The following is a 25,142-nucleotide window of genomic DNA, read 5'->3' as shown; positions in this document are numbered from 1 at the left end:
CGCCCGGCAAATGACTATGCAAATTTCCGGCAGTCCTCCGAGCGGTCGTCATCTCTGCAAGGCAAGAACAGCGCCCGTGCGCCAGGCGACTTTCGTTTGCCTGCCTGGCGGGTGTGCCCGGCACCCAGGCGCGGTATACTGCCGCGCCTTTTTAGTGTCGCGCCAGTTGTCTGTCCGGCGTGCCTAAGGTTCTGCACGACAACTCGCCTCGCCTGTTTTCAACGCCGCAGGGTCAGCGCGCAGGCCGTTTTCGTACATGACCCGGAAGGTGCCTGCAACCGACCGATCCACCCAAGCTGCAGTCACCTTATTAAATGTTCCCGTCTTTTAGAGGAGCGCGACTCATGACCGTGATCAAGCAAGACGACCTGATTCAGAGCGTTGCCGACGCCCTGCAGTTCATTTCCTACTACCACCCCGTGGACTTCATCCAGGCGATGCACGAGGCCTACCTGCGCGAAGAATCGCCAGCGGCCCGCGACTCCATGGCACAGATCCTGATCAACTCGCGCATGTGCGCCACCGGCCACCGGCCGATCTGCCAGGACACCGGCATCGTCACCGTATTCGTGCGCGTAGGCATGGACGTGCGCTGGGACGGCGCCACCATGAGCCTGGACGACATGATCAACGAGGGCGTGCGTCGCGCCTACAACCTGCCGGAAAACGTCCTGCGCGCCTCGATCCTGGCCGACCCGGCAGGTGCCCGCAAGAACACCAAGGACAACACCCCGGCGGTGATCCACTACTCCATCGTTCCCGGCAACACCGTGGAAGTGGACGTGGCAGCCAAGGGCGGCGGCTCCGAGAACAAATCGAAGATGGCCATGCTCAACCCGTCCGACTCGATCGTCGACTGGGTCCTCAAGACCGTGCCGACCATGGGCGCCGGCTGGTGCCCGCCTGGCATGCTCGGCATCGGCATCGGCGGTACCGCCGAGAAGGCCGCGGTGATGGCCAAGGAAGTGTTGATGGAATCCATCGACATCCACGAACTCAAGGCCCGCGGCCCGCAGAACCGCATCGAGGAACTGCGCCTGGAGCTGTTCGAGAAGGTCAACCAGCTGGGCATCGGCGCCCAGGGCCTGGGCGGCCTGACCACCGTGCTCGACGTGAAGATCATGGACTACCCGACCCACGCCGCTTCGCTGCCGGTGTGCATGATCCCCAACTGCGCCGCCACTCGCCACGCGCACTTCGTGCTCGACGGCTCGGGCCCGGCCGCCCTGGAGGCGCCGCCCCTGGACGCCTACCCGGAAATCGTCTGGGAAGCCGGCCCATCGGCCCGTCGCGTCAACCTCGACACCCTGACTCCGGAAGAAGTGCAAAGCTGGAAGCCGGGCGAAACCGTCCTGCTCAACGGCAAGATGCTCACCGGCCGCGATGCCGCGCACAAGCGCATGGTCGAGATGCTCAACCGTGGCGAACAGCTGCCGGTGGACCTCAAGGGTCGCTTCATCTATTACGTCGGCCCGGTGGATCCGGTCGGTGACGAAGTGGTGGGCCCAGCCGGTCCGACCACCGCCACCCGCATGGACAAGTTCACCCGCCAGATCCTCGAGCAAACCGGCCTGCTGGGCATGATCGGCAAGTCCGAGCGCGGCCCGACCGCCATCGACGCGATCAAGGACAGCAAGGCCGTGTACCTGATGGCCGTCGGTGGCGCCGCCTACCTGGTGGCCCAGGCGATCAAGAAGTCCAAGGTGCTGGCCTTCGCCGAACTGGGCATGGAAGCGATCTACGAGTTCGAGGTCAAGGACATGCCCGTCACCGTCGCCGTGGACAGCAACGGCGAGTCGGTACACATCACCGGTCCTGCCATCTGGCAGAAAAAGATCAGTGACAGCCTGGCAGTAGAAGTGCAATAAGCCTTCGCGGCCTGGCCAGAGCGGCGGTGCTGTTGATCCAACGGCCCGCCGCTTTTTTGTGCCGCGCCCTTTGCCGACACTGTCCGCGATCAACGTTCCACCCGGCGCTCATGCTATCGTTCCCGCCCCCAATGCAGCCTGCCCCGACCCATGGCCCAGATCTCACGCTCCCTTCGCCTGACGTTCTACATCCTGGTGATTCTCGCTGGCACCGTCGTCAGCGCCGGCCTGGCCATGCGCCACGCCGAACGCCAGACCCTGGTGGAGGAAGCCGCACGCGCCAACGAGCAATTGGGACTGTATGCCAACTCCCTGCACACCCTGATCGAACGCTATCGGGCACTGCCGGCCGTACTGGCCCTGGACCCGGAGTTGCGCGCGGCGCTCCAGGGATCGGTGACGCCTGAAACCCAGGACGCGCTGAACCGCAAGCTGGAGAAGATCAACGGCGCAGCCCGTTCCTCGACCCTGGAACTGCTCAACCATGACGGCCTGGCCGTGGCCGCCAGCAACTGGCGCCTGCCCAGCAGCTACGTCGGCCACAACTACGGTTTCCGTCCCTACTTCAAGCAGACCCGCAGCCAGGGCAGCGGGCGCTTCTATGCCATCGGCGTGACCAGCGGCATCCCCGGGTATTTCCTCTCCAGCGCGGTCAAGGCCGACAACGACGAGTTCCTCGGGGCCATGGTGGTCAAGCTGGAGTTTCCCGAGCTGGAACATGAATGGAGCCAGGGCAGCGATACCCTGCTGGTGACCGATGCCCGCGGCATCGTGTTCATCGCCAACCAGCCGGGCTGGCGCTACCGCCACCTGCAGCCGCTGTCGGCCAACGACCTGGAAGAGATCCGCCTGACCCGCCAGTACGACAAGCAACTGCTGGTGCCCCTGCAACATACCCAGCTGCAGCAGATCGACGACGGCAGCCAGTTGATCCGCGTCCAGGACGACCAGGGCGCGACCAATTACCTCTGGGAATCCCTGCCGCTGGCCGCCGAGGGCTGGACCCTGCACCTGCTGCGCAAGCCGCCCAGTGCCTTCGAGGAAAGCCGTAACGCCGGCCTCGCCGCCGGTGGCGCCTGGCTGGCCCTGGTGTTCCTGCTGCTCTTCCTCAACCAGCGCTGGCGCCTGGGCAAGATCCGCCAACGCAATCGCCAGGAGCTGGAGCAATTGGTGGAGGAGCGCACCCGCGACCTGCGCACCGCCCAGGAAGGCCTGGTGCAATCGGCCAAGCTCGCGGCCCTGGGGCAGATGTCCGCAGCCCTGGCCCATGAAATCAACCAGCCCCTGACCACCCAGCGCATGCAGTTGGCCACCTTGCGACTGCTGCTGGAGCACGGCCGGGTGGACGAAGCCTACAAGGCCCTGCGGCCGCTGGACGACATGCTGACCCGCATGGCCGCCCTGACCAGCCACCTCAAGACCTTCGCCCGCAAGAGCCCCAGCGGCCTGCGCGAGCGCCTGGACCTGGCCGCGGTGGTGGACCAGTCCCTGCAACTGCTCGAAGCACGGCTGCGCACGGAGAACATCCAGGTCATGCTGCAAGTGGCTCGCCCCGCCTGGGTCCGCGGCGATGCCATCCGCCTGGAGCAGGTCTTGATCAACCTGCTGCGCAACGCCCTGGACGCCATGCTGGACAAACCCCACAAACACCTGCAGATCAGCCTCGAGGCCGAGGACCAGCTCTGGCAGTTGCGCGTGGCCGATACCGGCGGCGGGATCGCCGACGAGCATCTGCTGAGCGTGTTCGATCCGTTTTTCACCACCAAGCCGGTGGGCGACGGCCTCGGGCTCGGGCTGGCGGTGTCCTACGCCATCGTCCATGAACTGGGCGGCCGCCTGAGCGTCGCCAACCAGGACCAGGGCGCAGTCTTCACCCTGAGCCTGCCCATCGACCTGGAGGCACATATCCAATGCTGAACTCAGTGCTGGTGGTGGACGACGAAGCCAGCATCCGCAGCGCCGTGGAGCAGTGGCTGAGCCTGTCGGGCTTCGAGGTGCAGCTGTTCAGCCGGGCCGGGGAATGCCTGGCGCGACTGCCACGGGACTTTCCCGGGGTGATCCTCAGCGATGTGCGCATGCCCGGCATCAGCGGCCTGGAACTGCTGGCCCAGGTCCAGCGCCTGGACCCGGACCTGCCGGTGATCCTCCTGACCGGCCATGGCGACGTGCCCATGGCGGTGGAGGCCATGCGCGATGGCGCCTATGACTTCCTGGAAAAACCCTTCAGCCCCGAGATCCTCCTCAGCAGCCTGCGCCGGGCCCTGGACAAGCGCCGGCTGGTGCTGGAGAACCGCCGCCTGCACCAGCAGGCCGATAGCCGCGCCAGGCTCGACGCCACCTTGCTCGGCGTCTCCCAGGCCTTGCAGACCCTGCGCCGCCAGGTGCTGGAGCTGGCCCCGCTGCCGGTGAACGTGCTGGTGCGGGGCGAGACCGGTAGCGGCAAGGAGCTGATCGCCCGCTGCCTGCACGACTTCGGTCCCCGAGCCGACAAGCCCTTCGTCGCCCTCAATTGCGCGGCGATTCCCGAGCAACTGTTCGAGGCCGAGCTGTTCGGCCACGAAAGCGGCGCCTTCACCGGTGCCCAGGGCAAGCGCATCGGCAAGCTGGAATATGCCAACGGCGGCACCCTGTTCCTCGACGAGATCGAAAGCATGCCCCTGGCCCAGCAGGTCAAGCTGTTGCGGGTGCTGCAGGAACAGAAGCTCGAACGCCTGGGCTCCAACCAGAGCATCAGCGTCGACCTGCGGATCATCGCCGCCACCAAGCCCGACTTGCTGGAAGAGGCCCGGGCCGGGCGTTTTCGCGAAGACCTGGCCTACCGCCTGACCGTTGCCGAACTGCGCCTGCCGCCATTGCGTGAACGCCGCGAGGACATCCCCCTGCTCTACGAGCACTTCGCTCGCCAGGCCGGACAGCGCCTGGGCCGCCAGGTGGTCGCGCTGGACGGTCCACAGCTGGGGCGCCTGTTCAGCCATGACTGGCCAGGCAACGTGCGCGAGCTGGCCAATGCCGCCGAGCGCCAAGTGCTGGGACTGCAAGAGCAGCAGGCCGAAGCGCTCGCCGTCGGCCAATCCCTTGCCGCCCAGCAAGAGGCCTTCGAAGCCCAGTGCCTGCGCGCCGCCCTGGCCCGGCACAAGGGCGAGATCAAGGCGGTGCTCCACGAATTGCAGCTGCCGCGCCGTACGCTGAACGAAAAGATGCAGCGCCATGGCCTGAGCCGGGAAATGTTCGTCAAAGGCAATTGAAAATCCTGAGGGCCGCAAGGCATGCATCTGGCCCCTGGCAACGCCCCTTCCTAGGCAATTTCCCGCTCATAGCCCTCCCCGCGATAGGCGGATTTCCGCTCATCGATTCATCAAGACCCTTCTAGACCGGGCTTCCCGCTCCTGGCACAGCTCCTGCTATAGCCCTGGCAGGCTGCGTTCGCGCGCACTCCACAACAACAATGAATAGAAGGTTCGTGATGGATATTTCCAATACCCTGCCTGCCGGGTCGGCCGCCGTGCCCGCCCAGGAAAAGACCACCGCCAGCCGCCTGAAATCGATTTTCAGCGGCTCGATCGGCAACATGGTCGAGTGGTACGACTGGTACGTCTACGCCGCATTCTCGCTGTACTTCGCCAAGGTCTTCTTCCCCAAGGGCGACACCACCGCCCAACTGCTCAATACCGCCGCGATCTTCGCCGTGGGCTTCCTGATGCGCCCGATCGGCGGCTGGCTGATGGGGCTCTACGCCGACCGCAAGGGGCGCAAGGCCGCCTTGATGGCCTCGGTACTGCTGATGTGCGCAGGCTCCCTGATCATCGCCCTGACCCCGGGCTACGAGACCATCGGCGTTGGCGCGCCGATCCTGCTGGTGCTGGCGCGACTGATGCAGGGCTTGTCGGTGGGCGGTGAATACGGCACCTCGGCCACCTACCTCAGCGAGATGGCGACCAAGCAAAGCCGTGGTTTCTTCTCCAGCTTCCAGTACGTCACCCTGATCTCCGGCCAGCTCATTGCCCTGGCGGTACTGATCGTCCTGCAGAACCTGCTGACCACCGAAGAACTGCAGTCCTGGGGCTGGCGGATTCCGTTCGCCATCGGCGCCCTCTGCGCCGTGGTGGCGCTGTACCTGCGCCGTGGCATGGAGGAAACCGAGTCCTTCGCCAAGAAGAAGGAAAAACCCAAGGAAAGCCTGATGCGCACCCTGCTGCGTCATCCCAAGGAACTGCTGACCGTGGTTGGCCTGACCATGGGTGGCACCCTGGCCTTCTACACCTACACCACCTACATGCAGAAATACCTGGTGAACACCGTCGGCATGAGCATTTCCGACTCCACCACCATTTCCGCAGCGACCCTGTTCCTGTTCATGTGCCTGCAACCGGTGATCGGCGGCCTGTCGGACAAGATCGGCCGCCGCCCGATCCTGATCACCTTCGGGGTGCTCGGCACCCTGTTCACGGTGCCGATCCTCAGCACCTTGCATAGCATCCAGACCTGGTGGGGCGCGTTCTTCCTGATCATGGCGGCCCTGATCATCGTCAGTGGCTACACCTCGATCAACGCGGTGGTGAAGGCCGAGCTGTTCCCGACCGAGATCCGCGCCCTGGGCGTGGGCCTGCCCTACGCCCTGACCGTCTCGGTATTCGGCGGTACCGCGGAATACATCGCCCTGTGGTTCAAGAGCATCGGCATGGAAACCGGCTACTACTGGTACGTCACCGCCTGCATCGCCTGCTCGTTGCTGGTCTACGCGACCATGAAGGACACCGGCAAGCACTCGCGGATCGAAACCGACTGACAAGACCACGCGCCCGGGTGCAAGGCCCGGGCGCTTGGTTCGACCCATCCGGGGTTCAAGACAGTTGCGCGGCGCCCTGGCGCGAGTCGCGCTTCTGCGCCCAGCAAGCCCCGACGACCAGCACCAGCAGGATCCCCGCCAAGACCGCCGACGAGCCGACAGTGCCGAAGTCCAGGCCGCCCTTTTCATGGGACTTGGTCAGGAAATCGCCCAAGGTCGCACCGAACGGCCGGGTCAGCACGAAAGCCACCCAGAACAGCAGGACCGGCGACAGCCTGGTGCAGTACTTGAGCACCACCACCAGGGCAATGGCCGAGCCGATCAGCAGCGCACCGCCAGCAAAGCCCAGGCCCGAGTCATCGGCCAGGAAATCACCGAGCGCGGTGCCCAGGGTGTTGGAAAACAGGATCGCCAGCCAATAGAACAGCTCGCCACGAAAACCCTGGACCCGATTCACGTTCAACGACTCGCCGCTCATGCGCCAGGCGGCGAAGATCACCAGCAAGATAGCGATCAGGATCAGCGACCCGCTGGCGTAGCCCAGGCCCAGGGTGCGGTCCATGAAATCGGACATGGTGGTGCCCGCGGTACTGGTGGAGAGGATCACCAGCCAATACAGCACCGGGTTGTAGGTCTTGGAAAACAGCTGGGTGACCAGCGTCAGCAGGAACACGCTGATGAGGATCATCGAGCTGATGGCGTAGCCGACATCGAGGGTCATCGACAGCAAGTCACCGGCGGTTTCGCCCAGGGTCGTCGCACAGATTTTCATGACCCAGAAGGCCAGGGTGATCTGGGGAAGTTTGTTCATTCGGTAGGGAGCTCCAAGGGTCGCATTCGAGGTGGCCTGTCTTGGTATGCAGGCTTGCGTGGAGGCTGAACGGCGGTGAGTGAAAAATCGGTAGGGCGTGTATGAAAAAACCGTTGGCCGGCATTTTTTGGCGCATGACTGCTCAATTAATGATCAGTTAACCCAGGGTATCCAGCCTGTCAGCGGGATAAACCCGCATCCATCCAGAAGCCTGGTGCCCCTTATAGGCAGGTGAGTACAGACCGCAAAAACATCTATTTAACTGATTATTTAAAGCATTTATTTGCGCTTTTTAATCAAATTGATCGGAGTAGGATTCATCCCAAGCCCACCAACAACGCCCCACCCCATCCGGAGTCGCCACCATGAAAAACCAACTGATCCTGGCCCTGACCCTGTCGGTACTGGCTGCCCATTCCTTCGCTGCCGACGGCTACGACCGCACCGGGTCCGCCACCTTCGCCGCCGACGGCTACGACCGCACCGGGTCCGCCACCTTCGCCGCCGATGGCTACGATCGCACTGGTTCCGCCACCTTCACCGCCGATGGCTACGACCGCACCGGGTCCGCCACCTTCGCCGCCGATGGCTACGACCGCACCGGGTCCGCCACCTTCGCCGCCGATGGCTACGATCGCACCGGTTCCGCCAACATCGGCTGATCGTTCTTCTGGACAGCACAGCCCGGTACTTGCGCCGGGCTCGACCTTTCCAGGCCGCACATCCTGCACGGCGAAGCTGGAATTCGCCGGATGCGCACTGCACTATGGCGCCCCCTAAAGCTCCCAGCAGGAACCGCGCGCCATGCCCGACGAAATCCATTACTACGAACCCGCCCTGGGCCACGGCCTGCCCCACGACCCGTTCAACGCCATCGTCGGCCCGCGTCCCATTGGCTGGATTTCGTCCCAGGACGAGCAGGGTCGCCTGAATCTTGCGCCCTACAGCTTCTTCAACGCCTTTAACTACATTCCGCCGATCATCGGGTTCTCCAGCGTCGGGCGCAAAGACAGCCTGAACAACATCGAGAAGACCGGCGAGTTCGCCTGGAACCTGGCCACCCGGCCATTGGCCGAGCAGATGAACCAGAGCTGCGCCGCCGTGGCCCCCGAGGTCGACGAATTCAATTTGTCGGGCCTGACGCCAGTGGCTTCGAAAGTCATCGCCGTGCCACGGGTAGCCGAAAGCCCGGTGTCCTTCGAGTGCAAGGTCACGCAGATCATTCAGTTGCAGCGGGCGGACAAGGAACTGGTGCCGAGCTGGCTGATCCTCGGCGAAGTGGTCGCCGTGTATATCGCCAAGTGGCTGCTCAAGGACGGCATCTATGACACCGCCGCGGCAGAACCCATTCTGCGCGGCGGCGGTCCGGCGGATTACTTCCAGCTGGGCCCCGAGGCCCTGTTCAAGATGTACCGCCCGGGTGCGGTCAAATAGTCTTCCAGCACAATTGACCGTCGGCGTCGACGTCGATCAGCTGTTCGAGTTGTTGCGCGGCAGCCTGGTCGGCGTCATGGGCGGTCTTGAACTTCTGCTCGTCCAGGACTTTGTGAAAGCGCGGGGCTCCTGAAACAACCAGGGCCTTGATGGCGATGGCGGCGCTATATCCCCCCTCCCCTGGAACCACAGCGGAAACTGCTTCGTAATGTGCGAACTCTTTGCGTGCCATGTTGCGGGTCCTGGCCAATGGAAAGTCGGCCATTCTAAACCTTCAACTGGCCAGCTTGTGCACCGGCACGCAGTGCAACTGGGGGTACTCGCCCGGCAGTTCCTGTGCCGAAACGGTATCGAAGGTGTGCAAGTCCAGGCTGTCGACCACCAGGTCCTGGACCAGCTCGCTGAAGACCTCCATGGCCGGCGAGCTGAAATAAGCGGTCATCGCCTGCTGGCTGCTCCAGAACCCGGACACCAGCCACAACTGGGCATCGCACTGCGAGCGTTGCAAGGCGAATTGCAGGCAGCCGGGCGCCTGGCGGGACGGTTCGATCAGGCTGCTCAGGCGAGCGCCCAGCTCTGTGGAGCGCCCCGCACGGGCGCGGACCAAAGCCATATGGCTGACGGGAATATGCGTGGACATGTGCGACCCTCCCAGGTGTCGTCGAGGCAGCCGGGGGACAGGCTGCGACAGGATCCAACGATACGGGCCGCGGGTGAACCCGGGTTAGTCGATTCCTGCCGCTGATTTGCCCAATCCTGCGATATCGCCCACCACCAGCTTGCTCGCCCCGCGCCATGGGACAAAATGACTACAGCGGTGTTTCAAGCAAGTGAAACTCCAGTCGATGGGACAACCTCGTACATCGCGCGCGCAGGTAGCAGGATCAGGCAAGTTTTACGCAGGATCGGCCTAGCCTCCCCGCTTGCACAAACTTAAGCTGTGCCGATCGCAAAACCCCGGAGGCTGCCCCATGTCATCCCAGGAAAACCTGCCGGCTCCCCTCGCCCCGGAAATAGAACGCCAGCGTGCGGAACTGGCGGCGATCATCGATCGCCATACCGTCGTCGACGGCAGCCATGCCACGGCCATCGATTCGCTGTTCGTCTCGCGCCACAGCCATACCCACCAGTTCGCCCCGGGGCTGGCGCAGCCGGCGCTGTGCATCATGGCCCAGGGCCGCAAGGAGGTGCAGCTGGCCGACGAGACCTACAACTACGACCCGTTGAACTACCTGGTGGTCTCGGTTGCCGTGCCCCTGAGCGGCAAGGTGGCGATGGTTTCCCCCGAGCAGCCGATCCTGGCCCTGCGCCTGGACATCGACCCCGGCGAGATCAACGCCCTGATCGCCGACGCCGGTCCCCTGGGCGTGCCCGCCCGGCCCACCGGACGCGGCCTGTACGTGGAACGCCTGGATTCGCCGATGCTCGATGCGGTGTTGCGCCTGACCCGCCTGCTGGACACACCCAAGGACATCGCCATGCTGGCGCCCTTGGTCCGCCGGGAAATCCTCTACCGCCTGCTGCGCAGTCCCCAGGGCCATCGCCTGTACGAGATCGCCACTACCAATAGCCAGAGCCACCGGGTCAACCAGGCGATCGAATGGCTCAACGGTAATTTCGAACAGTCGCTGCGCATCGACGACCTGGCGCGCGAGGTCAACCTGAGCGTGTCGACCCTGCACCATCGCTTCAAGGCGATGACCGCCATGAGCCCGCTGCAATACCAGAAGCAATTGCGCCTGCAGGAAGCCCGCCGGCTGATGCTGGCCGAAGGCCTGGAAGCCTCGGTGGCGGGCTATCGGGTGGGGTATGAAAGCCCTTCGCAGTTCAGCCGCGAGTACAGTCGCCTGTTCGGCGCGCCACCCTTGCGGGACATGGCGCGCCTGCGGGCAGGCAGCTTGGGACCGGGTTAGTTGGCCCGTACCACGTGCTTGATCTCCTGGAACGCCTGCAGCCCCCAGGGCCCCAGCTCACGGCCGATGCTGCTCTGCTTGTAGCCGCCCCAGGCCGTCTGGGGAAAGATCACCTGCGGTGCGTTGATCCACACCAGTCCGGCCTGCAGGGCATTGGCCACCGCCTCGGTATTGGCGGTATCGCCACCCACTACACTGGCGACCAGGCCGAACTCGCTGTCGTTGGCCAGTTCGATGGCCTCTTGCTGGCTGTCGAAGCTGCGCACGCACAGCACCGGACCGAAGATCTCCTCCCGCCACAACGCGCTGTCAAGCGGCACCTCGGTGAATACCGTGGGCTGGATGAAGTAGCCCTGGGCCAGGTGCGCCGGGCGACTACCGCCACATACCAGCCGGGCCCCGGACTGCAAGCCACGATCGATATGCCCCAGCACCCGCTGGTATTGCGCCTGGTTGACCAGCGCGCCCATCTGCGCCCCGGCCTCGAACGGCTCGGCCACCCGGATGCCTTCGGCCCGGGCCTTGAGCCGGTAGAGGAATTCATCGGCCAGTTCAGCCGCCACCAGCACCCGGCTGGTGGCCGAGCACATCTGCCCGGCGTTGAAGAATCCACCGCCGCAGGCCAGATCCACCGCCAGGTCCAGGTCGGCATCGGCCAGGACCAGCAACGATGACTTGCCGCCCAGCTCCAGGCTCACGCCCTTGACGGTTTCCGCCGCCCGCTGCATGACCTGGACGCCCACCGCATTGCTGCCGGTGAAGGAGATCTTCGCCACTCGCGGGTCCGCCGCCAAAGGCGCGCCCACTGCCAGGCCGGTGCCGCAGACCAGGTTGAACACCCCCTGGGGCAAGCCGCTCTGGGCGATGATCGCCGCCAGTTCCAGCTCCGGCAACGGCGTGACCTCCGAGGGCTTGAGCACCACGCTGCAACCTGCCGCCAGGGCCGGCGCAAGCTTCCAGGCGGTGGTGACCATGGGAAAGTTCCACGGCACGATGAGCCCGACGATGCCGCATGGCTCGCGGCGCAGGCGAGCGCTGAAATCCGCGCTGGGCAGCGCCACCTCGGCATCCTGGCGAGCGTCCAGGCCCTCGGCCAGTTCGGCGTAGTAGTCGAACGTGGCGATCACGTCGTCGACGTCCATGGCCGCCTCGGCCTGGGGCTTGCCGTTGTTGCTCGATTGCAGTTGCACCAGGCGCTCGCGACGCGCAGCCACGCCAGTGGCGATCCTGCGCAGCACCACCGCCCGCTCGGCACCCGTGCTTCGGGCCCAGCGAACCAGCCCGCCAGTGGCAGCACGCAGCGCGCGGTCCACGGCCTCTGGCCCACCGCCGGCCACCCGGGCCAGGGGGGCCTCGGTGGCCGGGTTGATCACTTGCAGCGGCTCATTGCCGGCCGACCATTGGCCGTCGATATACAGGCCGTCCAGCATGGGTTGCGCAGTCATGCCTGTACTCCCTGGGTCCAGCGATTCTGGTCGATTTCAATCAGGCTCGGGCCCAGGCGATCGACCGCCAGGCGCAAGGCCGCGCGCAACTGCGCGATGTTGTCGACGCGCTCGGCAGCGCAGCCCAGGCCCTTGGCCACGGTGATGAAGTCCGGGGTGTAGATGTCCACGCCCACCGGTTCGATGGCGCGATTGACCATGTACTTCTTGATCTCTTCGTACCCCTGGTTATTCCACAACACGACGATGACCGGGGTTTGCGCCTCCACGGCGCAGGCCAGTTCCGCCAGGGTGAACTGCAAGCCGCCGTCACCGATCAGGCAGGCCACCGGCCGCCGCTGGGCCGGGCTCGAGCCACCGCCGAGCCAGGCGCCGATGGCCGCCGGCAAGGCATAACCCAGGGTGCCGTAGCCGGTGGAAGCATTGAACCAGCGTCGTGGCTGGTCAGGATTGAAGGTCAGGTTGCCGCTGTATACCGGCTGGGTGGAGTCGCCCACCAGGACGATCTCCGGCAACTCCTCGACCAGGGTTTGCAAAAGCCGGGTCTGGGCCCGGGTCGGGGCATCCCAGATGAGCTCCAGCTCCTGGCGCAAGGCATCGACACGCACAGCCCCCCAGTCACTGCTGCGCTCGGCCAGGGTTTGCCGCGACAGCTCCGCCAGCAAGGCCTGGGCGGCGATATCGGCATCGGCTACCAGCGCCACTTTCGGCGGGTAGTTGCGCACGGTCTGGTCGGCATCGATATCGACCCGCAACAGCGTGCCGGGAATCTGGAAACCACCGGCGAAGGTCACGTCGTAGTCGGTTTCCGCCAGTTCGGTGCCGATGGCCAGCACCACATCGGCCTGGGCTACCAGGGCCCGGGTGGCCACCAGCGACTGGGTCGAACCGATCAGCAGCGGGTGCGCCGAAGGCAGCATGCCCTTGGCGTTGATGGTCAAGGCCACCGGGGCCTGCAGCAGCTGCGCGAGCTGGGTCAGGGACGCGGCGGCATCGATAGCGCCACCGCCAGCCAGGATCAGCGGACGCTTGGCCGTCGCCAGCAACTGGCCCATCTGCGCCACGGCCGCCGGGGCGGCGCCGGCCCGGGCGATCTGTACCGGCTCGCTGGCCAGCAGGTGGTCGGCGTCCTGGACCAGTACGTCAAGCGGGATTTCGATATGCACCGGACGCGGACGGCCAGCCTGGAACAGGGCGAAGGCCCGGGCCAGCACCACCGGCAACTCATCAGCACACATCAGCGTATGGGAGAACGCGGCCACGCCACCGACCAGGGCACTCTGGTTCGGTAACTCATGGAGCTTGCCGCGCCCGCCGCCCAGTTGGCTGCGGGTCTGCACGCTGGAGATCACCAGCATCGGGATCGAATCGGCGTAGGCCTGGCCCATGGCGGTGGTGATGTTGGTCATGCCAGGGCCGGTGATGATGAAGCACACCCCGGGCTTGCCGCTGGTGCGAGCGTAGCCGTCGGCCATGAAGCCGGCGCCTTGCTCATGGCGCGGGGTGACGTGGCGGATGGAGCAACGGGCCAGGCCACGATACAACTCGACGGTATGCACTCCAGGGATGCCGAACACCTGCTCGACCCCATACCCCTCGAGTAACTTGACCAGTACTTCGCCACATGTCGCCATCTCATCGCCCTTTCTTGTTGGTTGATACCGTGCGACCGGGAAACACCCGTGGACGCCGGAAGGGGGCTATTGGAACGGCGCGCCGGTAGCCGGAACAATGGATAAAAAGTCATACTAGCCATGTCCTCACGTCATGCCTGGCCCTCCATGAAACGCCTGCCTCCCTTGCCCGCGCTGCACACCTTCCTGGTCACCGCCCAGTGCTGCAACTTCACCCGCGCCGCCGAGCAACTGCATATCACCCAGGGCGCGGTGAGCCGACAGATCGCCGGACTGGAAAGCCACCTGGGCTATCCATTGTTCCAGCGCCAGGCTCGTGGTTTGAGCCTGACCACCGAAGGCCTGGAGTGGCTGCCACGGGTGCAGCAGGTATTCGAGTTGATCAATGGCGCGGTGGACGAGATCGGCAGCCGCAGCCGCAACCTGCGCCTCAAGGCCCCGACCTGCGCCATGCGCTGGCTGCTGCCACGGCTGTTGCAATGGCAGAAGGAACGACCGGAAGTGCCGGTGCAACTGACCACCACCATCCAGCACGGCGTGGACTTCACCCGCGAGCCGTTCGATGCCGCAGTGATGTATGGCGTCCCGCCCTCCCCGAACCTCGGTTCGCGGCACTTGTTCAATGAACAACTGACCCCGGTGTGCTCGCGACCGCTGATGGAGGGCCCGACGCCCCTCAGGACCCCGGCGGACCTGCAGCACCACCTGTTGCTGCATCCGTCCCATGACCAACGGGATTGGCAACGCTGGCTGAAGGCTGCGGGCACGCCTTTCAACACCCTGGGCAAGGGCCAGCATTTCGAGACCCTGGACCTGGCGATGTCGGTGGCGTCCCAGGGGACCGGGGTGGCGATGGGCGACTGGGCCCTGATCGGCGATGACCTGAGTGCCGGGCGGCTGGTCATGCCGTTCGAATTGAAGATACCGACGGGCCAGGCCTATTACCTGGTCTATCCGGAGCGTCCGGGGCCTTCGGCGCAATTGCTGGAGTTGCTGGACTGGCTGGTGGAACAGGCGCACCAGCGCTAGTGCGCCGCGCCTGACCTGGGGCCCTGCGGGCCCGTCGCAGCCTGGCAGGCTCTGGCGGCTACACCGGGAAGTGCAGCCGCCAGAGCCCGCTAGTCGGAGCAGTAACCGACGGTGAAGCGCTGGCGCACGTGGGCGGGTTTTTCCACTTCGTCGAGCATGGCGATGGCGTAGTCGGCGAAGCTGATCCAGCTACGACCTTCGGCGCTGACCAGCAGGTGGTCCTGGCCCAGGCGGAACTTCCCGGTGCGTTCGCCTTCGACGAACTCCGCCGACGGCGAGAGGAAGGTCCAGTCCAGGTCCTGCTCCTTGCGCAGGGTCTCCAGGTACACCCCGCCGGCACTGGCTTCGACCTTGTACTCCTCGGGGAAGCCGGGGCTGTCGATGACCTTGCCGCCACCGGGCAACAACAGCGAACCGGCACCGCCCACCACCAGCAGGCGCTTGACCCCGGCCTTCTTCACCGGATCGATGATGGCGCTGGCGGCGATGGGGGCGAAATGCGCGGCGCTGAGCACCACGTCATGGCCCGCCACGGCCGCTTGCAGCGCGGCGCTGTCGGCCACGTCCACGGCACGGCTGACGATCCCGGCCCGCTGGCCGATCTTCGTGGTGTCGCGGGCGATGGCGGTGACGCTGTGGCCACGACGCAGGGCTTCTTCCAGGAGTTGGCTACCGGCCCGGCCGGTGGCACCGATGATTGCGATCTTGCTCATGACGATTCTCCAGTTGGCAAAGAGAGTACAGCGCCCCCCGCTCCCGGTCCGGGAGCGGGGGTCAGGAAGGTTTCACCACTTCATTTCGCCCTTGGCGACCTTGGCGCTCAGTTCCAGCGAGCTGTCCTCGCCCAGGTCCGGGTAGCGCTTCTTCATGGCGGCGATCAGCGCCGCGGAGTCCTTGGCCTTGGCAGTTTCCTCATCGAAGGCCTTGATGTAGTCCGCCGTGAAATGCACCGGCTTCAGGGACCGCGCGCTGTCGCCCAGGTAGTGACCGGGAATCACGGTCTTGGGCTTGAGGCCATCGATGGTCTTGAGGGTCTTCAGCCATTGCTGGTGGGACTGGGCAGTCTGGGTATCGGCCATCCACACATGGATGTTCTCCGAGACCACCACGCCGCCGACCACTGCCTTGATCGAAGGGATCCAGACGAAGCTGCGGTCCGGTTGCTTGCCATCCAGGCCGATGACGTCGAGCTTCTGCCCTTCCAGGGTCAGGCTGTGGCCCTCGAGCACGCTTGGCACGATGGTCTTGGCCGGAACGTCAGCGCCCATTTGCGGCCCCCAGAAAGCCAGCTTGCCTTGGACGGTGGCCTTGATGTGTTCGACCGTCGGCTGCGAGGCCACGACCTTGGCGTCCGGGAAGGCGCTGGTCAGGGTATCGAGACCGAAGTAGTAATCCGGATCACCATGGCTGATGTAGATGGTGGTCAGGTGCTTGCCGCTGGCGCGGATCTTGTCCACCAGCTGCTGGGCCTGGGACTTGCCGAACTGGGCGTCCACCAGGATCGCGTCCTTCTTGCCACTGACCAGCACCGAGCTGACCGGGAAGATGGCGTTGCTGCCAGGGTTGTAGACATCCAGTTGCAGGGCGGGCTCGGCAGCTGCGGCATGGGCGGCGAAACCGAGGACGGCGGTAGCCAGCAGCAGGCGTTTGAATGAAGTGAATCCGATCATGGGGGCAGCTCCAGCAGCGGTTGGCGTATTGGGAATGGAGCAAGCTTAGTTGCCAGACTCGTCACAAAAAATGCGATGCTTGGACATAGTTTGTTTCTGAAAGCGGGCAAATCATGGATCGTCTCCAAGCAATGCGAGTCTTCGTCACCGTGGTCGACCTGGGCAGCCAGTCGGCGGCGGCCGATCACCTGGACCTGTCGCGACCGGTGGTCTCGCGTTACCTGGCGGAGCTGGAAGACTGGGTCGGCGCGCGGCTGATGCACCGCACCACGCGCAAGCTCAGCCTGACCGCCGCCGGTAGCGAGATCCTGCCCCGTTGCCGGCAGATGCTGGAGCTGTCCAGCGACATGCAGGCGGCGGTGAGCGAGCCCGACGATGTCCCGCGTGGGCTGCTGCGCATCAGCGTCAGCACCTCGTTCGGCCAATCGCAACTGGCCGCGGCCATGGCCGACTACGTCAAGGACCACCCCGGGGTGAGCATCGACCTGCAGATGCTCGATCGCACGGTGAACCTGGTGGACGAACGCATCGACCTGGCGATCCGCACCAGCAACGACCTGGACCCGAACCTGATCGCCCGGCGCCTGACGGTCTGCCGCTCGGTGATCTGCGCGGCCCCGGCCTACCTGCGCGAACACCCGGCGCCCCAGCGGGTGGAAGAACTGAGCCAGCACAACTGCCTGACCCACTCTTACTTCGGCAAGAGCCTGTGGCACTTCGAACAAGATGGCGAGCCGGTGTCGGTGCCGGTCCAGGGCAACATCAGCGCCAACGAGGCCACTACCCTGCTGCGTACCACAGTGGCCGGTGCCGGCATCGCCATGCTGCCCAGCTACCAGGCCGGTGAATACATCAAGCGCGGGGAACTGGTGCGCCTGCTGGCCCATGCCGAGCCTCGCCGGATGAACATGTACGCGGTCTACGCCTCGCGCAAGCACATGCCGGCCACCTTGCGCAGCATGCTGGATTTCCTGGTACTCAGGTTTCCCCAGGAGCCTACCTGGGACCAGGGGCTCTAGCGGAAGGGGCGAGGCAGCGGGACGATCCATTTGCTGAATACCCCGCCAAACAGCCGAGGTGGGGTTCCTGGCAAGTCCGGACAGCTGGCCTATTCTGATAACAGTGCTTTGGAAAATACCGAGGCACCGGTTCAGAGGTCATCGCCATGAACGTCAAGACAAGAAGATACCTGGCCATTTTCATGACCTGCACCGTGACCCTGGCGCTGTACGGCACCGCTGCCTACCGCGTCGAACAGGCCCGCATGCAGACTCGCGCCTATGCCAGTTGCAACCTGGAACGCTGCATCCCCCACAACGCCACCCTGAACGCCCTCAGGTAAGCGACAGGGAGCCCGGATCGCCAGCCTGCTCGGCCTTCAGGCGGTCACGGAAGACCTTGGGCGAGATGCCTACCCGGCGCCGGAACAGCCGGGTGAAGTTGGTCGGGTCGGAAAACCCCAGCTCGGCGGAAATCTCGTAGATGGTCATCCCGGTGTAGGTCAAGAGGCGCTTGGCCTCCAGCAACTGGCGCTCGTGCATGATCTGCAGCGCGGGTTGTCCTGCCAGTTCCCGGCAAGTGCCATTGAGGTGCGATACCGAGATCCCCAGCTTGTGGGCCAGCTCCTCGACCTTCACATGCTCGCGATAGTGCGCCTCCACCAACTGCATGAAACCGTTGAAATAGTCCCGGGCTCGCTGCGGCCGCTGGCTGGCCTTGCTGCGCTGCAACGCCTGGCGCCCGACCCAGACCACGATCAGGCCCACCAGGGAATGCATGAGCATCTCCCGTGCTGGCTGCTGGCCCTGGTACTCGTCCTGCAGCGCGCTGAACAAACCGTCCAGGTACTGCGCATCGTCGCCCGCAGGATAGCTGGCGCAAGTGCCGAGGATGTCCCGTGCCTGCCCCAACTGGGCTTGCAGGTGCCCCACCAGCGGCGCCGCCAGGGTCACCACATGGCCTTCGATGTCCTCGGAGAAACGAAAACCGTGGACCGACAGCGGCGGCACGACCTGGATCGCCACCTCATCCAGCGAAGTCCGCTGGTCCTCGACCTGCATCTGCACCTGGCCACGCCGCACGAACAGCAGCTGGCACAGGTCGGCATGCCGGTGGGGTTTTATTTCCCAATGCAATTCGCGACCGCGCTGGCTGAAGGGCTCGCAGTGCAACAGATCGGGGGTGGGCCACTCCAGGCTCTCGCCATAGAGTTTGAAAACGGGAATGGATGCAAGGGCTGGCTTGTTCATCGCTGCAATCCGGGCCTCGGAGGAACGGGCAGGCATGGTGCCCAGGGGATGGGTACATGCAGATTCCGTTGGGTTGTCTTGCTCAATTGACGGATTCGCCCAGTCAAAATGCAAGCATAGGCAACATTCATAAACACTCATTCTGTAGCCTGCCAGGCAGGGCGTGCAGAACTGCCACTATACAGAATGCTTCCCATTTCGCTGCAAGCAACTGTAAATCCCCCCGCCCCAAACGCTTGATGAAATAACTGTCAGGAACATGCTTGCAGAGCTATCCGGTAGGTAGCTATCAAGTACACTGGCCCACATATTCGCCGGCGCCCCCGCCCGGCCCATCAATGCCCGCAGGTTCCTTCGTGTCCCACCTCCACCAACCTGGCCCCCCACAGGTGGCCATCCGCAGCGTGCTGGTCGCCCTGATGTTGGCGATCTTCCTCGGTGCGCTGGACCAGACCATCGTCGCCGTCTCGATGCCGGCCATCTCCGCCCAGTTCAAGGATGTCGGCCTCCTGGCCTGGGTGATTTCCGGCTACATGGTGGCCATGACCGTGGCCGTGCCGATCTATGGCAAGCTCGGCGATCTCTATGGTCGGCGCCGCCTGATGCTGTTCGGCATGGGCTTGTTCACCCTGGCCTCGCTGTTCTGCGGCCTGGCCCAGAACATGGAACAGCTGGTGCTGGCGCGGATCTTCCAGGGCATTGGCGCCGGCGGCATGATCTCGGTGAGCCAGGCCATCATCGGCGACATAGTCCCGCCCCGGGAACGCGGGCGCTACCAGGGTTACTTCAGCAGCATGTACGCGGTGGCCAGCGTCGCCGGCCCCGTGCTGGGCGGCTACATGACCGAGTTCTTGTCCTGGCGCTGGGTGTTCCTGATCAACCTGCCCTTGGGCCTGGGCGCCTGGTGGGTGGCCTATCGCACCCTGGTGGGACTACCAGTTCCCCAGCGCAAGCCGATCATCGACTACCTCGGCACCCTGCTCTTGATCATCGGCCTCAGCGCCCTGCTGCTGGGCATCACCCAGATCGGCCAGGGACACTCCTGGCGCAGCGCCGAAGTGCTCGACCTGCTGGCCATCGCCATCATCGTCCTGGCGCTGTTCACCTGGCATGAGCGGCGGGCCCGCGAGCCACTGTTGCCCATGCACTTGTTCGCCAACCGCAGCGCCCTGTTGTGCTGGTGCACGATCTTCTTCACCAGCTTCCAGGCCATTTCGCTGATCGTGTTGATGCCCCTGCGTTTCCAGAGCATCACCGGGGCCGGGGCCGATAGCGCCGCGCTGCACCTGCTGCCCCTGGCCATGGGCCTGCCCATGGGCGCCTACTGTGCCGGACGGCTGACCTCGGTGACCGGACGCTACAAGCCGATGATCCTCACCGGGGCCTTGTTGATGCCGGTCGCGATCCTCGGCATGGCCCTGGTTCCGCCCCAGGCGGAACTGGGCAGCGGCTTGTTCATGTTGCTGTGCGGGATAGCCAGTGGCATGCAGTTCCCCACTTCGCTGGTGGGCACCCAGAACGCGGTGGAACAGCGTGATATCGGGGTCGCCACCAGTACCACCAACCTGTTCCGATCCTTGGGCGGCGCGGTCGGGGTGGCGTTGATGTCGGCACTGCTGCTGGCCTTGTTGCAAGACTCTGGCCTGGCGCACCTGGGCGGCGGAATACTGAGCGAAGGCCACACCGGCAATGCCCTGCTCGAAGGCCTGAATGCCGCGCCCGGTCCGGATCGGGATGCCCTGCGCAGCGAGTTGCTGCTGACCTTCCGCCACCTGCTGCTGGTCAGCGCCGGGGTCTCGCTGCTGGGCCTGGCGGCGGCGATCGCCATGCCCAACCGACTGTTGCGCGGACGCGAGGACAAGGCCCGCTAAGCGGGCCAGGATGCACCGGCCTCACGGACTGTAATAGCCCACCGCGACCAGCAGCCGGCCCACCTTGCGCAGGTAGGCGTGCTTGTCTTCGACCTTGCCGGTCACCGGGTTCTTCCAGCGGTACTGGTACTCGCCCTGCTCCTGGCGGGCCATGAGCGCCAGCATCGGCTCGCCCACCGGCTTGCCCTCGGGGTCCCTGACCTTGGCGAAGTCCGTGTCGAGCAACCGCAGGTTGGTGCCATGGGCCAGGTAGCGCCGGGTGTCCAGATCGACCACGAACACGTACAGGTCATCCTCGATGAACCCGCCCTGCAGGTCGTTGATGGCCGCGAGCGTCGCCGCCCGATCGCTGGCCAGGGCCTCGGCGCTGCGCTCCAGCAACGCCCGGGCCTGGTCGGCCGATGCCCTGGGCTGGTAGTAGCCCACCGCCAGGATCCGCTCGCCGACGCGCTGGAAGTACACATGCTTGCGTTCGATCTTGCCATCGGCCCAGTTCTGCCAGCGGTACTCGGCCTGCTGGATACCGCTGTCCTGGGGAGTATGCAAGGCGTCCTGGAACGCCTTGCGCAAATCCGCCCCCAGCACCGCTGAGACATCGCGGCCGATCAGCGCCGACGACGGACCACCGCTGGCCAGCATCACACCCTGGGTATCCACCACGAACACATAGCGATCCTGGTCGACGAATTCGCCCTGGCGGCTGAAGGCGGCGAACGCCTTGTCACCCTGCTCCTGGTAATAGGCCAGGGCCTTTTCCAGCAGCGCCCGCGCGGGGGCGCCATCATCGGCGGGAGCCGCATGCAGCGCAGCGACACATAGCAACCACCACCAGCCCAGCCAGGCATGCTTGCGCAACAGCTTCATCGCCCACTCCTCGTTCACATTGACGTTCGAAGAGCGTAGCCGGCTGCGACAGATGGGTGGACATTCAGCGAACGAGCGTCGGGCCCGGCCGCGGGAGGCGCGTCGGGCCGGATCGGTCAGGGGCGGGTGTTGAGCTGTTGCTGCAGGTTCTGGATCTGGCTTTGCAGGGTGTTGATGTTACGAGTGACCTGGCCCCGGAAAGCGTCGAACTCAGCGGTGCTGGCACCGTTTTGCGCAGTAGCGGGACGGTTGTCCTGCTGGCTCTTGAGCACGATCAGGTCCTGCTCCAGGCGCTCGATGGCGGCGCCCGGGTTGCCCTGTTTCTTCAACGCAGCCAACTCGGCGGCCAGGCTCTTGAGTTGGGCATCGACCTTGCCGCCATCGGCCTGGGCTCCCTTGAGGCTCGCCAGCTCGCCGCCCAGGGCCTTGAGCTGGGCCTGCAACTGGGTATTGGCCGCCTGCAACTCGGCGCTCTGGGCGCCCATCTGCTCCAGGCGCTTGTCCAGGTCGGTAGCCTGGCCGACCACGCCCTGTTGCTGCCGGCCTTGATCCTGCAAGCGGCTTTCCAGCTGCTTGATCTGCAGCTTCAGGGCTTCGCTGTCGCTGGTGACGCTGGTCTGGCTGGCCACCACCTTGCCGGAGATGTCCTGCAGCCGGCCAGCGGCCTCCTCGCTGATCCTGGCAAAGCTTTCCTGGGTCGCCACCAGTTGCTGCTCCATCAGCGAGATCTGCTGGAAGCTCCACCAGGCAAGGCCGGCGAAGGCAAAGAACAACGCCCCCACCAGCGCCCACAGCGGGCCGGTGCCGGCACCCTTGGCCTTGACCGCCGGCGCGCTACGCGAGTGGACCGCAGTGCGCTCGCGGGCCCCGCTGGTGGTCGGGAAGACATCGTCGTCGAGAGGATCGGCGCGCAGGCTTGGAACGTCGTCGAAGTCATCGTGTGCATCGTTACGCATTGGGCAACCTTTCTGAACCGCGGAGGGGGCTGGATGCGGCGAGTATAAACCGCCGATGGGCCAGGCCAATGGACAGGACCGGACGCAGCCGGTTCAGTCGCCGGTTTCAGCCCATGTCCTGGGCCTGCCACCAAGTACAGAACTCGTCCAGGGCGGCCCACAGGCTGACCTTGGGCTCGTAGCCCAGGTAATGCCGGGCGCGGCTGATATCCAGGGTGAAATCCTTGTTCATGACTTGCATGCCCAGGCGCGACAGGGTCGGTTCCGGACGCCCCGGCCAGATCCGGCAGAAGCCCTCATTGAGCGCCGCCACGCTGTAGGCCAGGCCATAGGAACGGTAGCGGGTCACCTGCGGCACCTGCATCTGGCGCATCACGTAGTTGACCACGTCCCACAGCGGTACCGGGGCACCGTTGCTGATGTTGTAGGCCTTGCCCAGGGCCGAACCGCTGGCGTGCAAGCAACTGAACAGGGCTTCGTTGAGGTTGTGCACGCTGGTGAAGTCGACCTTGTTCAGGCCATTGCCGACGATGGCCAGGCGTCCCTTGCGCTGCATCCTCAGCAGCCGCGGGAAAATGCTCATGTCGCCGGCACCGGTAACGAAACGCGGACGCAGGGCCAAGACTTCAAGGCCGAACTCCTGGGCGCCGAAGACCTTCTGCTCGGCCAGGTACTTGGTGGCGGCATAAGGGTGCTTGAAGCGCTTGGGCACCTGTTCTTCGGTCAAGCCCAGGTGATCGCGGCCATCGAAGTAGATCGACGGCGAGGACAGGTGCACCAGGCGCCGGACCCGCTGCTTGAGGCAGGCTTCCACCACGTTCTCGGTCACCTGCACGTTGCCCTGGTGGAAATCCTGGTAGCGCCCCCACAGGCCCACGGCGCCAGCGCAATGCACCACGGTATCGACGTCGCGGCACAGCTCGCGCACCAGGTCGGCGTCCCCCAGGTCGCCCTGGATGAATTCGGCGCCACGACGCACCAGATGCTCCGCGGCTTCGGCACGGCGCCCGTTGACGCGTACCTCCAGGCCCTGCTCAAGGGCGAAACGGGCGAAACGCCCGCCGATGAAGCCGCTTGCGCCGGTGACCAGAATCTTCATGAAATATTCCTAAGAAAGCAGTGACGAGCTACGAGCTGCAATCTGCAAGTTGAAAATCAGTGCGCAAGCTGTCTGCTTGCAGCTTGTCGCTTGACGCTTACGGCTGCTCCCAGGGCACCAGCCACTGTGCGGATGAACGAGCCAGGTGCTCGGTGAGCAAGCCCAGCAGTTGCCCGCCATTGCGCCAATGATGCCAGTACAGCGGCACATCGATGGGTTTATCCGGCAGGAGTTCTTGCAGTACCCCTCGCTGCAATTGCTCGCGAACCTGCAATTCGGGCACCAGCCCCCAGCCCAACCCGGCTTCGGCCAGGCGGATGAAGCCTTCGGAAGACGGGCATAAATGATGCTCGAAGCCGCCGTCCACGCCCAGGGACGCCAGGTAGCGATGCTGCAGGAAATCATCGGGACCGAACACCAGCGCCGGAGTCCGGGCCAGTTGTCCGGCGCACACTCCCTGGGGAAAGTGCCGGGCGATGAAGGCCGGGCTGGCCAGGGCCCGGTAGCGCATGGCCCCCAGCAACAGGCTGCGGGCGCCGGCCACCGGTCGCTCGCTGGCGCAGACGCAAGCGGCCACCTCGCCTGCACGCATGCGCTTGAGGCCCACGGTCTGGTCTTCCACCACCAGGTCCAGGAGCAAGTGGTGCTCGGCGCAGAACTCCCCCACCGCTTCGGCCCACCAGGTAGCCAGGCTATCGGCGTTGAGGGCGATACGCAGGCGCTCCGGCAGCCCCTCCTCGTCCAGGGCCGGCACCAGGCTCTGCAGGTCGCGCTCCAGCAACCGCACCTGCTGCACATGGTTGAGCAGGCGCCGGCCGACCTCGGTGGGGGCCGGCGGCGTGATCCGGACCAGCACCGGCTGGCCGATCCGCGCCTCCAGCAACTTGATCCGCTGGGAAATGGCCGACTGCGACAACCCCAGCACCTGGGCCGCCCGTTCGAAACCGGCCTGTTCGACCACTGCGGCGAGGGCCGAAAGCAACTTGTAGTCGAACATCAATTTTCCTAATGAGAGATCAGCACTATTGGTTTTTCTTATACAGCCTGGAGCCGGAAAATAGCCAGCATAAAGCCTCTGTATCGCCTCTTAGTTCAAGGATCTTCTTCATGGCTGGTGAAACCTCCCTCGCGACCCTGCTGCGCAGCATGAGCCCGCAGCTCAACGACGGCGAGTATGTGTTCTGCTCCATCACCGACCCCAGCTTGCTGCGGGACTGCGAAGTGCTGGGCAGCTTTCGCGAGCACGAAGGCCTGACGGTGATCCTGCGCCGCGAGCAGGCCGAACGTCTCGGTCTGGGGTTCGACTACGTCGCCGCATGGATCACCCTCCAAGTGCATTCGGCGCTCCAGGCCGTGGGCCTGACAGCCGCCTTCGCCGGCGCCCTGGGCCGCGCCGGGATCAGCTGCAACGTGATCGCCGGTTACTACCACGACCACCTGTTCGTCGGCCTGGCCGATGCCGAAAAAGCCGTCCAGGTGTTGCAACGCCTGGCCGCCGGCGAGGAGCTGTAAT

General features: G+C 64.9%; 24 protein-coding genes. 12 read left to right on the top strand and 12 right to left on the bottom strand.

From position 1 onward, the window contains the following. Positions 1 to 344 precede the first annotated feature (344 nt). The 4 genes from CAG11_RS05300 (at position 345) to CAG11_RS05285 (ending at position 6,654) form a co-directional block, all read left to right on the top strand. Positions 345 to 1,868: a fumarate hydratase gene (locus CAG11_RS05300; protein ID WP_053131611.1), complete on the top strand. Its 1,524-nt coding sequence runs from the start codon at positions 345 to 347 to the stop codon at positions 1,866 to 1,868. A gap of 150 nt (positions 1,869 to 2,018) precedes the next feature. Continuing rightward, the gene (locus CAG11_RS05295; protein ID WP_085595191.1) at positions 2,019 to 3,785 is read left to right on the top strand and encodes an ATP-binding protein; all 1,767 of its coding nucleotides are present in this window, start codon (positions 2,019 to 2,021) and stop codon (positions 3,783 to 3,785) included. Continuing rightward, positions 3,779 to 5,113 (top strand): sigma-54 dependent transcriptional regulator, encoded by a 1,335-nt coding sequence (locus tag CAG11_RS05290; RefSeq protein ID WP_085595189.1) that lies wholly within the window; start codon positions 3,779 to 3,781, stop codon positions 5,111 to 5,113. The genes CAG11_RS05295 and CAG11_RS05290 overlap by 7 nt, the downstream gene beginning before the upstream one ends. 218 nt (positions 5,114 to 5,331) lie before the next feature. Continuing rightward, the gene (locus CAG11_RS05285) at positions 5,332 to 6,654 is read left to right on the top strand and encodes an MFS transporter (RefSeq protein WP_085595187.1); all 1,323 of its coding nucleotides are present in this window, start codon (positions 5,332 to 5,334) and stop codon (positions 6,652 to 6,654) included. 55 nt (positions 6,655 to 6,709) lie between these two features. Here the strand turns inward: CAG11_RS05285 and CAG11_RS05280 are convergent, their stop codons facing one another. Continuing rightward, complete coding sequence (locus tag CAG11_RS05280; RefSeq protein WP_085595184.1) at positions 6,710 to 7,465, bottom strand: hypothetical protein; 756 nt, start codon at positions 7,463 to 7,465, stop codon at positions 6,710 to 6,712. A gap of 365 nt (positions 7,466 to 7,830) precedes the next feature. On the opposite strand from CAG11_RS05280, the gene CAG11_RS05275 reads away from it, so the two are divergent. Beyond that, positions 7,831 to 8,127, top strand: a complete 297-nt coding sequence (locus tag CAG11_RS05275; protein WP_085595182.1) for a hypothetical protein — start codon at positions 7,831 to 7,833, stop codon at positions 8,125 to 8,127. Positions 8,128 to 8,269: 142 nt separating this feature from the next. Then, positions 8,270 to 8,899, top strand: a complete 630-nt coding sequence (locus CAG11_RS05270) for a flavin reductase family protein (RefSeq protein WP_085595180.1) — start codon at positions 8,270 to 8,272, stop codon at positions 8,897 to 8,899. Here the strand turns inward: CAG11_RS05270 and CAG11_RS05265 are convergent. Together CAG11_RS05265 and CAG11_RS05260 are read right to left on the bottom strand one after the other, a co-directional pair. Next, positions 8,892 to 9,164, bottom strand: a complete 273-nt coding sequence (locus tag CAG11_RS05265) for a hypothetical protein (protein ID WP_085595178.1) — start codon at positions 9,162 to 9,164, stop codon at positions 8,892 to 8,894. The genes CAG11_RS05270 and CAG11_RS05265 overlap by 8 nt on opposite strands. Positions 9,165 to 9,173: 9 nt before the next feature. Next, positions 9,174 to 9,539, bottom strand: coding sequence for a putative quinol monooxygenase (locus CAG11_RS05260; protein ID WP_022640559.1), 366 nt, complete (start codon positions 9,537 to 9,539; stop codon positions 9,174 to 9,176). 331 nt (positions 9,540 to 9,870) lie between these two features. Here CAG11_RS05260 and CAG11_RS05255 point away from each other — a divergent pair, with 331 nt between their 5' ends. Then, positions 9,871 to 10,812, top strand: a complete 942-nt coding sequence (locus CAG11_RS05255; RefSeq protein WP_085595176.1) for an AraC family transcriptional regulator — start codon at positions 9,871 to 9,873, stop codon at positions 10,810 to 10,812. Here the strand turns inward: CAG11_RS05255 and CAG11_RS05250 are convergent. Then, complete coding sequence (locus tag CAG11_RS05250) at positions 10,809 to 12,257, bottom strand: aldehyde dehydrogenase family protein (RefSeq protein WP_085595174.1); 1,449 nt, start codon at positions 12,255 to 12,257, stop codon at positions 10,809 to 10,811. The genes CAG11_RS05255 and CAG11_RS05250 overlap by 4 nt on opposite strands. Further along, positions 12,254 to 13,891 carry a 5-guanidino-2-oxopentanoate decarboxylase gene (locus tag CAG11_RS05245; RefSeq protein WP_085595172.1) on the bottom strand — a complete coding sequence of 546 codons (1,638 nt, stop codon included), beginning with the start codon at positions 13,889 to 13,891 and terminating at the stop codon, positions 12,254 to 12,256. Before CAG11_RS05245 ends, CAG11_RS05250 begins: the two co-directional genes overlap by 4 nt. 147 nt (positions 13,892 to 14,038) lie before the next feature. Here CAG11_RS05245 and CAG11_RS05240 point away from each other — a divergent pair, with 147 nt between their 5' ends. Further along, positions 14,039 to 14,920, top strand: coding sequence for a LysR substrate-binding domain-containing protein (locus tag CAG11_RS05240; protein ID WP_085595170.1), 882 nt, complete (start codon positions 14,039 to 14,041; stop codon positions 14,918 to 14,920). Between the two features lie 89 nt (positions 14,921 to 15,009). On the opposite strand, the gene CAG11_RS05235 is transcribed toward CAG11_RS05240, so the two are convergent. Further along, complete coding sequence (locus tag CAG11_RS05235; RefSeq protein WP_085595168.1) at positions 15,010 to 15,633, bottom strand: NAD(P)-dependent oxidoreductase; 624 nt, start codon at positions 15,631 to 15,633, stop codon at positions 15,010 to 15,012. A gap of 72 nt (positions 15,634 to 15,705) precedes the next feature. Beyond that, positions 15,706 to 16,590 carry an MBL fold metallo-hydrolase gene (locus tag CAG11_RS05230; protein ID WP_085595166.1) on the bottom strand — a complete coding sequence of 295 codons (885 nt, stop codon included), beginning with the start codon at positions 16,588 to 16,590 and terminating at the stop codon, positions 15,706 to 15,708. Positions 16,591 to 16,703: 113 nt separating this feature from the next. Between CAG11_RS05230 and CAG11_RS05225 the strand changes: the two genes are divergently transcribed. Together CAG11_RS05225 and CAG11_RS33760 are read left to right on the top strand one after the other, a co-directional pair. Continuing rightward, complete coding sequence (locus tag CAG11_RS05225; RefSeq protein ID WP_085595164.1) at positions 16,704 to 17,609, top strand: LysR family transcriptional regulator; 906 nt, start codon at positions 16,704 to 16,706, stop codon at positions 17,607 to 17,609. A 146-nt stretch (positions 17,610 to 17,755) separates the two neighbouring features. Beyond that, a complete protein-coding gene (locus CAG11_RS33760; RefSeq protein ID WP_164485040.1) occupies positions 17,756 to 17,932 on the top strand; it encodes a hypothetical protein in 177 nt (58 codons plus the stop codon). Here the strand turns inward: CAG11_RS33760 and CAG11_RS05220 are convergent. Beyond that, complete coding sequence (locus CAG11_RS05220; RefSeq protein ID WP_085595162.1) at positions 17,925 to 18,839, bottom strand: helix-turn-helix domain-containing protein; 915 nt, start codon at positions 18,837 to 18,839, stop codon at positions 17,925 to 17,927. The genes CAG11_RS33760 and CAG11_RS05220 overlap by 8 nt on opposite strands. 356 nt (positions 18,840 to 19,195) lie before the next feature. Between CAG11_RS05220 and CAG11_RS05215 the strand changes: the two genes are divergently transcribed. After that, positions 19,196 to 20,710, top strand: a complete 1,515-nt coding sequence (locus CAG11_RS05215; protein ID WP_085595278.1) for an MDR family MFS transporter — start codon at positions 19,196 to 19,198, stop codon at positions 20,708 to 20,710. Positions 20,711 to 20,731: 21 nt separating this feature from the next. Here the strand turns inward: CAG11_RS05215 and CAG11_RS05210 are convergent, their stop codons facing one another. From CAG11_RS05210 to CAG11_RS05195, 4 genes are all read right to left on the bottom strand, one after another. Beyond that, the gene (locus CAG11_RS05210) at positions 20,732 to 21,574 is read right to left on the bottom strand and encodes a cache domain-containing protein (protein WP_085595160.1); all 843 of its coding nucleotides are present in this window, start codon (positions 21,572 to 21,574) and stop codon (positions 20,732 to 20,734) included. A gap of 116 nt (positions 21,575 to 21,690) precedes the next feature. Then, entirely contained in the window at positions 21,691 to 22,530 is an 840-nt protein-coding gene (locus tag CAG11_RS05205; RefSeq protein WP_085595158.1) for an ATPase, read from the bottom strand. A gap of 106 nt (positions 22,531 to 22,636) precedes the next feature. Further along, a complete protein-coding gene (locus CAG11_RS05200; protein WP_022640573.1) occupies positions 22,637 to 23,629 on the bottom strand; it encodes an NAD(P)-dependent oxidoreductase in 993 nt (330 codons plus the stop codon). Positions 23,630 to 23,726: 97 nt separating this feature from the next. After that, the gene (locus tag CAG11_RS05195; RefSeq protein WP_085595156.1) at positions 23,727 to 24,626 is read right to left on the bottom strand and encodes a LysR family transcriptional regulator ArgP; all 900 of its coding nucleotides are present in this window, start codon (positions 24,624 to 24,626) and stop codon (positions 23,727 to 23,729) included. A gap of 110 nt (positions 24,627 to 24,736) precedes the next feature. On the opposite strand from CAG11_RS05195, the gene CAG11_RS05190 reads away from it, so the two are divergent. Next, on the top strand, positions 24,737 to 25,141 hold the full coding sequence (locus CAG11_RS05190) for an ACT domain-containing protein (RefSeq protein ID WP_085595154.1): 405 nt from the start codon (positions 24,737 to 24,739) through the stop codon (positions 25,139 to 25,141). Position 25,142 lies beyond the last annotated feature (1 nt).

Origin of the sequence: Pseudomonas sp. B6(2017) (genome assembly GCF_002112765.1) — a bacterium.
In the GTDB taxonomy this organism is placed as follows: domain Bacteria; phylum Pseudomonadota; class Gammaproteobacteria; order Pseudomonadales; family Pseudomonadaceae; genus Aquipseudomonas; species Aquipseudomonas piscis.
This window is presented reverse-complemented; position numbering and strand designations above follow the sequence as displayed.